Below are 10,412 nucleotides of genomic sequence, written 5' to 3'. Positions count from 1 at the left end.
ATCGTGCCCCTGCCACGATCGACCCGACGCTCCGTTCCGGGGAGGAACTCCAGGAGATCACCCTCACCGCCCATGTCTCCAAGGGCACCTATATCCGCAGCCTCGCGCGCGACATCGCGAAAGCCCTCGGAACCGTCGGCCACGTCACCATGCTCAGGCGCGTGAAGGCCGGCCCGTTCACCCTCGCGGACTCGATATCGCTGGACAAACTGGACGAACTCGGCCATGGGCGCGCCCTTGAAGAAAAACTCCTGCCATTGAGGGCGGGGCTGGACGACATCCCGGCTCTATCCCTCACCCCCGATCAGGCAGGGCTGCTCCGACAGGGGCGGGTGTTGATCGGGATCGCCGCAGACGATGGCCTTCACTTCGCGATATCGGACGATGTTCCGGTCGCTCTGGTGGAAGTTCTGGACCGCGAGGTCCGCGTCGTTCGCGGTTTCAACCTCTAAGCGAAAGGATCACGATGTCGATCACTCAGGAGCGCAAGGAAGCGCTCGTCAAGGACCATGCCCGCGCCGAAGGCGATACGGGTTCCCCCGAAGTCCAGGTCGCGATCCTCACGGAGCGTATCCGCAACCTGACCGAGCACTTCAAGGACCACAAGAAGGACAATCATTCACGCCGCGGGCTGCTGATGATGGTCAACAAGCGTCGGTCGCTGCTCGACTATCTCCGTCACAAGGACGGTCAGCGGTACACCGATCTCATCGCGAAGCTTGGTCTTCGCAAGTAAGAAACCGGCGCCCTCGGGCGCCGTTTTCGTATTCAGATAACCCCGCGACGCGGGGCCGCCAGCTCATCAACGAGACTGGACCCCGATCAAGGGGACATAAGGACAGGACGCAATTCGGCTGATTGTCCGGAGGCCGTGAAAGACCTCGAACCGCGCGGGCCGGTCAAGCCCGCACATAGGCCCCGGCCCGCATTTGGCGGCCGGAGTTGAAGGAAACAAAATGTTCGATACCAAAACCGTAAGCATCCAGTGGGGCGGCAAGACCCTCACGCTGGAAACGGGCCGCGTTGCCCGCCAGGCCAATGGCGCCGTCATTGCGACGCTTGGCGAAACCGTCGTGTTGTGCGCGGTCACCGCTGCACGCTCCGTCAAGGAAGGGCAGGATTTCTTCCCGCTCACCGTCCATTACCAGGAAAAATTCTCGGCTTCGGGCCGCATCCCCGGCGGCTTCTTCAAGCGTGAGCGCGGCGCCACCGAAAAGGAGACGCTGACCAGCCGCCTGATCGATCGCCCGATCCGCCCGCTGTTCCCGGAAGGCTTCTACAACGAGATCAACGTCATCGCCCAGGTACTGAGCTATGACGGCGAGAACGAGCCGGACATCCTCGCGATGGTCGCCGCGTCCGCCGCCCTCACCATCTCCGGCGTGCCGTTCATGGGCCCGATCGGCGCAGCACGCGTCGGTTATATCGACGGCGAGTATATCCTGAACCCGACCCTCGAGCAGAGCAAGGAAGGCGATCTCGATCTCGTCGTCGCCGCCACCGGCGATGCCGTGATGATGGTCGAATCCGAAGCCAAGGAACTGTCGGAAGACGTGATGCTCGGCGCCGTGCAGTTCGCCCACAAGGCCTGCCGCGAAGCCGTCAACGCGATCATCGACCTGGCCGAGCAGGCCGCCAAGGAGCCGTGGGAAATGGCCGCTCAGGCCGACCTGTCGGCTGCCAAGGACAAGCTCAAGAAGCTGATCGGCAAGGACATCGCCGCCGCCTATAAGGTGACCGACAAGTCCAAGCGTTCGGACCTGCTCAACGAAGCGCGCGCCAAGGGCAAGGCTGCCTTTGCCGACGCGGCGCCGCAGGACCAGATGGCTGCCGGCAAGCTGATGAAGAAGCTGGAAGCAGAGATCGTTCGCGGCGCCATCCTGAAGGACGGCAAGCGCATCGACGGCCGCACCACCACCCAGATCCGCCCGATCGAGGCGATGGTGCACTTCCTCCCGCGCACGCATGGCTCGGCCCTGTTCACGCGCGGCGAGACCCAGTCGATCTGCACCACCACGCTCGGCACGCGCGACGCCGAGCAGATGATCGACGGCCTGACCGGCCTGTCCTACGAGCACTTCATGCTTCACTATAACTTCCCGCCCTATTCGGTCGGTGAAGTCGGCCGCTTCGGTGCCCCGGGCCGTCGTGAAGTCGGCCATGGCAAGCTCGCCTGGCGCGCGCTGCACCCGGTGCTGCCGTCGAAGGAAGAGTTCCCCTACACGATCCGCGTCCTCTCCGACATCACCGAGTCGAACGGCTCGTCGTCGATGGCGACGGTGTGCGGCGGTTCGCTGAGCATGATGGACGCTGGCGTGCCGCTGAAGCGCCCGGTCTCGGGCATCGCGATGGGCCTGATCCTCGAGGGCAAGGACTTTGCCGTCCTGTCCGACATCCTGGGCGACGAGGATCACCTCGGCGACATGGACTTCAAGGTAGCTGGTACGTCCGAGGGCATCACCACGATGCAGATGGACATCAAGATCGCCGGCATCACCGAAGAGATCATGCGCGTCGCGCTGAGCCAGGCCAAGGAAGGCCGCGCGCACATCCTGGGCGAGATGGCCAAGGCGCTCGACCACACCCGTGAGGAGCTGTCGGCCCACGCACCGCGCATCGAGACGATCACGATCGACAAGTCGAAGATTCGTGACGTCATCGGCACCGGCGGCAAGGTGATCCGCGAGATCGTCGCCACCACCGGCGCCAAGGTCGACATCGACGACGAGGGCGTGATCAAGGTCAGCTCGTCGGATTCGGCGCAGATCGATGCAGCGATCGCCTGGATCAAGGGCATCGTGGAGGAAGCCGAAGTCGGCAAGATCTATGACGGCAAGGTCGTCAACCTGGTCGATTTCGGTGCGTTCGTGAACTTCATGGGCGGCAAGGACGGTCTCGTCCATGTGTCCGAGATCAAGAACGAGCGCGTCGAGAAGGTCGCCGACGTCCTGAGCGAAGGCCAGGCCGTGAAGGTCAAGGTCCTCGAGATCGATCCGCGCGGCAAGGTTCGCCTGTCGATGCGCGTCGTCGACCAGGAAACCGGTGCCGAGCTGGAGGACACCCGTCCTGCCCGTGAGCCCCGCGAAGGCGGCGACCGTGGCGATCGTGGTCCGCGCGGTCCTCGCCGTGACGGCGATGGCGGCCGTGGCCCGCGTGGCGATGGCGGCGGTCGTGGTGATCGTGGCCCGCGCCGCGACGGCGACGGTGGCCGTGGTCCGCGTCGCGATGGCGGCGGTGATCGCGCGCCCCGCGGCGAGCGTTCGGGCGGCGGCAACGACGACGGCCCAGCGCCCGAGTTCGCACCCGCCTTCCTGACCGGCGACCGCGACTAAGCGATCCGGTCCGACAAGGACAAAAGAAGAGGGGCTCGGGAAACCGGGCCCCTTTTTTCATATGGCCGCCCCTTCGATGACCGCGCCCCCCTGATCGGCAACCGCCGATTAACCAAACCATATTACCGGCCTTGTCCGACGACGGAGAATGGCAATGGCAGGATCGCGATGACGCGCATGGCAGCGCCACCCGCCTCCTCCCCGGCGGCTTCACCGGCCGGGCCTGTCCGGGATCGAGCCCCATGGAGGCTGATGCCGGTCCTTGCCGGCGCCATCATCCTGCGGCTGCTCTGGCTGCACGGCGCCACCGGCCTTTTTGCGCTTGGCGACCAGGAGGCAGGCGAAGCGACCCGCGTCGCCATCAGCCTAGCGCTCGGCCATGGCTTCGCCGGTGCCTTTCCCGGCATGGGGCCGACCGCCCACCTGCTGCCCTTTCCGCCCATGGTGGCCGGCGCCCTGCTCCGGATATTCGGTACCGGCACCCCCATGGCGGCGCTTGCCGTGACCGCCTGGGCATTGCTGCAGACCTGCGCGCTGTACCTGCTGCTTGCACGGCTCTTCAGGGAGCTCGACATGGATCATGTCGCGCTTCGTGTGGCGGTCACGATCCTGTGCCTCGTGCCGGTCTTCGCCCCTGAAGAGACGGTCAGCTTCCGATATTGGGAAGGCGCGCTGGCCGGCTGTTGCGGCGCCCTCAGCCTGATTCATCTCCTGAAGCTGCGGCGGCGCACGGCCATCGGCACCGGCCAGCTCGCCTGGGCGGCAGCCATTACCTCCTTCAGCTTCTTCATCAGCCCACCGATCGGCGTGGCCGCCGGCACCTGCTGGGCCATCTTCGCGATCCGGCGGCTCTCCATGATCCAGCTGGCCGGCTTCGCGCTGCTGACGCTCGCCGCCTTCGCCGCCTGGATGGTGCCATGGACCGTGCGCAACGCCGGGGCCCTGGGCGAACCAATCCCCATCCGGAGCAATTTCGGCCTCGAGCTCGCCATCGGCAATCATGAGCAGGCGCTGTCGGGCGGCGATCCGGCCGCCGTCTTCAGGGCACGCCTGCAGGCGATCCATCCCTATCACGGGCGCGAAGCCAATCTGCGCGCACGCACGGTAGGGGAGGTCGCCTATGCGCGGATAATGGGCGATGGCGCGAAGAAATGGATCCGGGACAATCCAGCCAAATTCCTCCGGCTCTGCGCCGACCATTATCTCGAATTCTTCTTCCCCAGGCCGTGGCAATTCAAGGGCAGCCAGAACGACCGATTCCCCGGCATCAGATCATTCCTGATCTCGTTCGTGAATGCGCTGGGCATCCTCGGCCTTGCCCTGAACGTCATGCGAAAGCGGCGCGGCTATCATTATCTCGCGGTCTATATAGCCCTGATCGCCCTGCCTTATGTACTGGTCCAGCCGATCCCGAGATATACGTATCTCGTCTACGGCCTGCTTTGCTTCCTCGCGGTCGACCTGATCCGGGAGATGGCCAGGTATCTCCCGATCCGCCAACCCCGCACCGTTCCGAACGCCGTCTCCCGATAGCGCAGGCCACTCCCCCTCTTGAAGGGGACTGACGGAGTCAGGCTTCCAAAGGCGGCACCGGCCGCGGCCGACGATCGGGCCCGACCGCGACGAAGGAGAACACGGCCTGAGTCACCTTGCGCAAATCCTCGCCATGCCGATCGCGCGCCCAGGCCTCGACCTCGACCCGCATCGAGGTCCGCCCGACCTCGGCCAGCCGGGCGAACACCGACACCTCGTCCCCGACAAAGACCGGGCGGTGGAAGGTGATCCCCTCCACCGCGACGGTCACCGCCCGGCCCCGCGCGTGGCGCGACGCGACCGAACCGGCGGCCAGGTCCATCTGACCCATCAGCCAGCCGCCGAAGATGTCGCCATAGGCGTTGGCGTCGGCTGGCAGCGCGGTCACGCGGATGGCCGGCTGCGTATCGGGCATGGTCCGATGCGAATGGTCAGGCTGCGTCATAGGCATTGCGTACCCGCATCCGTTGCGCCGCCGCAACCATGGCGATCAATGCCGGGCGAACCTCCTCCCATTTTCTTGTCTTCAGCCCGCAATCGGGGTTCACCCAGAGCTGTCCGGCCGGCAGGCGCCTGCCGGCGAGCGTCAGCAGCTCAGTCATCTCCGCTTCTGCAGGGATGCGCGGCGCGTGGATGTCGTACACGCCCGGCCCGATCTCGTTGGGATAGGCATAATCGGCAAAGGCATCGAGCAACTCCATCTGCGACCGGGCGGTCTCGATCGAGATGACGTCGGCGTCCATCGCGCCGATCGACGGCAGGATGTCGTTGAATTCCGAATAGCACATATGGGTGTGGATCTGGGTGTCGTCGCGCACGCCCGATGCGGTCAGCCGGAAGCATTCGACCGCCCAGTCGAGATAGGCCTGCCAGTCGGCCCGGCGCAGCGGCAGCCCCTCCCGCAACGCCGCCTCGTCGATCTGGATCACTGCGGCACCGGCCGCCTCCAGATCCATCACCTCGTCGCGGATCGCCAGCGCGATCTCGCGGCAGCTACGCTCACGCGGCTGGTCGTCGCGCACGAACGACCAGTTCAGAATCGTAACCGGGCCGGTCAACATGCCCTTCATCGGCTTATCCGTCAGCGACTGGGCGTAGCGCCACCACTCGACCGTCATCGGCCGGGGCCGGGCGACATCGCCGTACAGGATCGGCGGCCGCACGCAGCGCGATCCATAGCTCTGCACCCAGGCGCTCCGGGTGAAGGCGAAGCCCGACAGCTGCTCGCCGAAATATTGCACCATGTCGTTGCGCTCGAACTCACCATGCACCAGCACGTCGAGGCCGATCTTCTCCTGCCACGCGACCGTCGCCGCCGTCTCGATGCGCAGGAACTGCTCATAGGCGGCATCGTCGATTTCGCCCCTGATATGCGCGGCCCGCGCCTTGCGCACCTCCTGCGTCTGCGGGAAGGAGCCGATCGTCGTGGTCGGGAAACTCGGCAGGCCGAGCCGCGCCTGCTGCGCCGTCCGGCGATCGGCAAAGGGCGATGCCCGGTTCGTCATGCCGGCGTCGACCGCCGCCAGCCGCGTCGCGACCTCGGGGTTATGGATCAGCGGCGACGCCTTGCGCGATTCAACCGCGGCGCGCGCTGCCGCCAGCGGCTCGGCGACCGACTCGGCCCCCTCGTTCAGCGCCTGAGCCAATACCGCCAGTTCGCCGATCTTCTGCACTGCAAAGGCGAGCCATTGCTTCACCTCGGGGTCGAGCGCCGTCTCGATGCCGAGATCGACCGGTACGTGCAGCAGCGAACAGGACGGTGCGAGGATCACGTCACGTTCCGCCGCAATTGGCGCGATACGCTCGATCAGCGCATCGAGATCGGCCCGCCAGATATTACGGCCGTCGATCACGCCGAGCGACAATAGCAGGTCAGGCCGGGCACGCTGCCACACCGCATCGAGCTGTTCCGGCGCACGCACCAGATCCACGTGCAGCCCGTGGACCGGCAAGTCGGTCGCCAGCGCCAGATTATCGCCGAGCGCGCCGAAATAGGTTGCCAGCATCACCTTCGGCCCGTTCACCGACAGGCGCTTGTACGCCTGCTTCAGCGCGGCGCGCTGACCGTCGTCGAGGTCGAGCACCAGGCACGGCTCGTCGATCTGCACCCAGTCGCCCCCGGCGCGGGCGAGCTGCGCCAGCACTTCTTCATAAACGGGCAGCACCGCGTCGAGCAGCGACAGCGGCGCCGCATCCTTGCCCTTGGCGAGCGTCAGCCAGGTCACCGGCCCGAGCAGCACCGGGCGCGTGTGGTATCCAAGCGCCTTGGCTTCGAGGAATTCGTCTACCAGCTTGCTCGACGACAGCGCGAAGCGCTGCCCCGCGCTCAGTTCCGGCACCATGTAATGATAATTGGTGTCGAACCATTTGGTCATTTCCTGCGCGGTGCTGTCGACCGCATGGGTGCAGCCCTCATGGCCTTTCGCACCCTGTGCGCCGCGAGCCATCGCGAAATAGGTGTCGAGGCCGACCTTGCCGCCGCTCCAGCCATAGCGCGCAGGCACCGCGCCAAGCATCGCCGAGATGTCGAGCACATGGTCGTAGAGCGAGAAGTCGCCGCTCGGGATGACGTCCGCGCCGAGCGCGCTTTGCCGCGCCCAGGCGGCGGCACGCAGGCCCTGTGCGGCAAGCGTCAGGTCATCGGCGCCGGACTTGCCCGACCAGAAGCTTTCGAGCGCGACCTTCAGTTCGCGGCGCGGGCCGATGCGGGGGAAACCCAGAGTGGCAACAGAGATGGTCATCGTCTTGGCCTTGCGTTGGGCCAGGTGACGGCCGGACGCGCGGCAACGGGCCGACGCCCTCATGGCAAGCCAGGGCGCGGTGGTGCACGCGGCCTGACCGGACACCCCGCCGGAGGACGTTATCTGACGAGGCAGGTCTCCTGACTCGCGGGTCGATGCGCCGGTCCGGCCTTCCCGGTCCCTTGCCTGGACCAGTGACACGAATTGGACCGCCGCTCACCGCTCACAGTTGCGGGGGCAGCGCCGGAATGGACTCGCCCCCTCACGGGTGCGCGCCGTCACCGGCTTCCCGTCTTAGCTCCGCCCGGAAACCCGGACGAAGAACCTCGACAGTCATGAGGATAGCCATCAAGAGCGCTGCGTCAAGTTACATATAAAGATTTCTTTATATCTTTATATGATGCTCTAACAACGAATGGGCCCGATAGGGGTGACAAAAGTCTCCAACAAAAAAAAGCACGGATTCGCGGCGTTTCCGCTCGTGGAGTTCCAACAGAGGCAGCAGAATCCACCGGGACTTTTGTCACAGACATACGCCACCAACCGTCACCCCGGACTCGTTCCGGGGTCCATCGAGCCGCAAGCGCACCGCCAAAGCTCTGGCGTCTTACCCAGCCGCGGAATGGATGACGGAACGAGTCCGGCATGACGGGGTGTGGATGGGAAGGCCGACAGCCCCCTCAGTGGTGCATGCCTTCCATCGGCTTGGCGCCCTCGGCCGCGTGGAGGCCGGTCTCGCCCTGCCCCAGCACCACCGCGACATTCTGCATCATGCCCTGATCCTCATGGTCGAGGATATGGCAGTGGATCACGAACTCGCCGATATAGCGCTGGTACCGCGTCCGCACCCTGACCGTGTAGAAGCCCTTCGGAACGGTCGGCGCCAGGCCCTTGATCCAGAGCGTGTCCTTCCACACCCCCTTCAGCCCGGCATATTGCGGATCGATCTTGCCGCCGTCCGCATCGTCGATCGATCCGGGCGCGCTGACGTCCTTGCCGCTCGGGTCGGTGATCGAGACGATCTGGAACGGATTGACGTGGATGTGGAACGGATGGCTGCCGAGATGCGACTGCATCACCCATTCCTCCGCCGTGCCGAGCACCAGCTTGCGATCGATCCGGTTCGGATCATAGGCCTCCGTATCCTCGGTCTTCAGCGTGTTCCCGACCTCGAACTTGGTGTTGTTCTTGTCGCTGGTGTCGATGAAGAAGGTCAGCTCCTGCGGCGGCCGGCCTTTCGTCTCGCTCTCCTCGATGTCGGGATGCGGCGTGAACTGGGTGAATTTCAGACCGGCCTTCAGGTCGGCGACGACCGCCGGCTGGACGGCGGGCGGCATGGCGGCCTGGGCGCGCGCGACCAGCGCGTCGGTCACATAGGCAGTGATATCGGGCACCGCCGTGCCGGCCTCGACCCTCACCGTCCCCATCAGCTGCGGGCCCGGCGTATCGCCGTTGACCGATCCTGCACCCGGCGAGGACGCGTCGATCACGCAATAATCGCCTGCCTCGGGGAAGACGACCAGGGCGTCGAAGCGATAGCCCGGCTGGAAGGTCGCGAGTTTGGTCGCCTGCGCCGCACCCATGGTGAGCCCGTCAGCCGCAACCAGATGATAAGGGACCGCCGCGCCAGTGCAGCTCTGCGCGATGAACTTCTTCTCGGCTGCCTCGCTCAGCGTGGCGGCAAGCTGCGCCTTGGGCTTCATCTTCACCAGGGTCAGGCTGATCGTGTCGTGCACCCCGGCATGGATCATGCGCCAGCGCTCGATCTGGCCCTGCTTCGCATGGAAGCTGGGCAGCACCACGCCGTTGATCGAGGTGTAGCGGCCCGTCTTGCCCCATTTGCCGCCGCCGAACAGATCATAAGCCTCGATCTTGCCGACATCGCCGGTATCGCAGCGATAGGTGCCGTCCGCGTTCAGCTTGATCGGGCCGGGTTTCCCGTTCTTGTCGGGCTCGCGGCAGGCATATTGGATCTGCTGCATCACCATCACCCGCTCGGGCATGCCCTTCACCAGCGTGTCGATATCGCCATGCGCCGTCGCCGTGGGGAGGCGGTCGCCGCGGACGATCAGCGCGCCCGCCATGCCGCTCGACACCTGAAGCGCGGTCGAGCCGTGGCGGTGGGTATGGTACCAGAAGGTCCCCGACGGATGGTCGCCCGGGATGTTGTATTCATACTGGAAGCTGACGCCGGGGTTGATCGACAGCAGCACATTGTCGCCATTGCCCGACGGATTCACCCACAGGCCGTGCGTGTGGAGATTGGTGCCGTTGAAGCAATGCGGCTTGTTGGGCATGTGCCCGGTCATCGGCCCGCAGCTCGGATCGGCCGGCAGCTTGTTGTTGAGATTGACCCGGATCGTGTCGCCCGGCTTCACCTCGATCGTCGGCGAGACATAGGGCGTGGTCGGGCTGACGTCGGTGCCGTTATAGCTGCGCAGGCGGACCTTGTCATAAAGCCCGGTCGCCGGGTTGAAGATCTGCCCGTCGGTATAGACCACGTCGAGGTCGAGCACGCTTTCATGCCCCGCCACGCCGGGCGCGGTCGGCACCGCCGCCAGCACCAGCTTTTCGGCCACCGGCACGCCCTGCGCCTCGGGCGCGAGCAGGCGCGGATTGCCCAGCTCGCGCTCGGCCGTCTGTGCGGCGAGCGGTGTCGAGAAGGCAGCAAGCCCAATGGACGCCAAGAGAGAGGCACGCACGCGTGTGCTCGCCCGGAAACATGTCATGATCCGACCCCCGATTGTCTGAAACGCTGTAATAGGGCCAATCTGCGCCGCATCGGCCGCAAGGTCGAGCAGGGACG

General features: G+C 65.5%; 6 protein-coding genes, 1 pseudogene and 1 riboswitch. Of the genes and pseudogenes, 4 read left to right on the top strand and 3 right to left on the bottom strand.

Annotated elements, in window-relative coordinates; genetic code table 11:
- The 4 genes and pseudogenes from AC1DT7_RS22310 to AC1DT7_RS22295 form a co-directional block, all read left to right on the top strand.
- Positions 1 to 452: pseudogene (locus tag AC1DT7_RS22310) on the top strand (tRNA pseudouridine(55) synthase TruB); the annotation flags it as partial.
- A gap of 14 nt (positions 453 to 466) precedes the next feature.
- Complete coding sequence (gene rpsO / locus AC1DT7_RS22305) at positions 467 to 736, top strand: 30S ribosomal protein S15 (RefSeq protein WP_465171664.1); 270 nt, start codon at positions 467 to 469, stop codon at positions 734 to 736.
- Between the two features lie 220 nt (positions 737 to 956).
- Positions 957 to 3,332: a polyribonucleotide nucleotidyltransferase gene (gene pnp / locus AC1DT7_RS22300; RefSeq protein ID WP_478038374.1), complete on the top strand. Its 2,376-nt coding sequence runs from the start codon at positions 957 to 959 to the stop codon at positions 3,330 to 3,332.
- A 252-nt stretch (positions 3,333 to 3,584) separates the two neighbouring features.
- Positions 3,585 to 4,865, top strand: coding sequence for a hypothetical protein (locus tag AC1DT7_RS22295; RefSeq protein ID WP_478038373.1), 1,281 nt, complete (start codon positions 3,585 to 3,587; stop codon positions 4,863 to 4,865).
- A 37-nt stretch (positions 4,866 to 4,902) separates the two neighbouring features.
- On the opposite strand, the gene AC1DT7_RS22290 is transcribed toward AC1DT7_RS22295, so the two are convergent.
- The 3 genes from AC1DT7_RS22290 to AC1DT7_RS22280 form a co-directional block, all read right to left on the bottom strand.
- Complete coding sequence (locus AC1DT7_RS22290; protein WP_478038372.1) at positions 4,903 to 5,280, bottom strand: acyl-CoA thioesterase; 378 nt, start codon at positions 5,278 to 5,280, stop codon at positions 4,903 to 4,905.
- A 16-nt stretch (positions 5,281 to 5,296) separates the two neighbouring features.
- Positions 5,297 to 7,606, bottom strand: a complete 2,310-nt coding sequence (gene metE / locus AC1DT7_RS22285) for a 5-methyltetrahydropteroyltriglutamate--homocysteine S-methyltransferase (protein ID WP_478038371.1) — start codon at positions 7,604 to 7,606, stop codon at positions 5,297 to 5,299.
- Between the two features lie 113 nt (positions 7,607 to 7,719).
- A riboswitch (cobalamin riboswitch) is annotated at positions 7,720 to 7,950 on the bottom strand.
- Positions 7,951 to 8,286: 336 nt separating this feature from the next.
- Positions 8,287 to 10,308, bottom strand: coding sequence for a multicopper oxidase family protein (locus tag AC1DT7_RS22280; RefSeq protein ID WP_478038370.1), 2,022 nt, complete (start codon positions 10,306 to 10,308; stop codon positions 8,287 to 8,289).
- Between the last annotated feature and the right edge of the window lie 104 nt (positions 10,309 to 10,412).

Source organism: Sphingomonas sp. P3_C6 (genome assembly GCF_056402595.1).
The sequence above is the reverse complement of the archived record's forward strand: the minus strand, read 5'-3'. Positions and strand labels throughout refer to the sequence as shown.

Coding starts and splice junctions, on each gene's coding strand:
- rpsO (WP_465171664.1), top strand. CDS start 467: ATGTCGATCACTCAGGAGCGCAAGGAAGCGCTCGTCAAGGACCATGCC.
- pnp (WP_478038374.1), top strand. CDS start 957: ATGTTCGATACCAAAACCGTAAGCATCCAGTGGGGCGGCAAGACCCTC.
- AC1DT7_RS22295 (WP_478038373.1), top strand. CDS start 3,585: ATGCCGGTCCTTGCCGGCGCCATCATCCTGCGGCTGCTCTGGCTGCAC.
- AC1DT7_RS22290 (WP_478038372.1), bottom strand. CDS start 5,280: ATGCCCGATACGCAGCCGGCCATCCGCGTGACCGCGCTGCCAGCCGAC.
- metE (WP_478038371.1), bottom strand. CDS start 7,606: ATGACCATCTCTGTTGCCACTCTGGGTTTCCCCCGCATCGGCCCGCGC.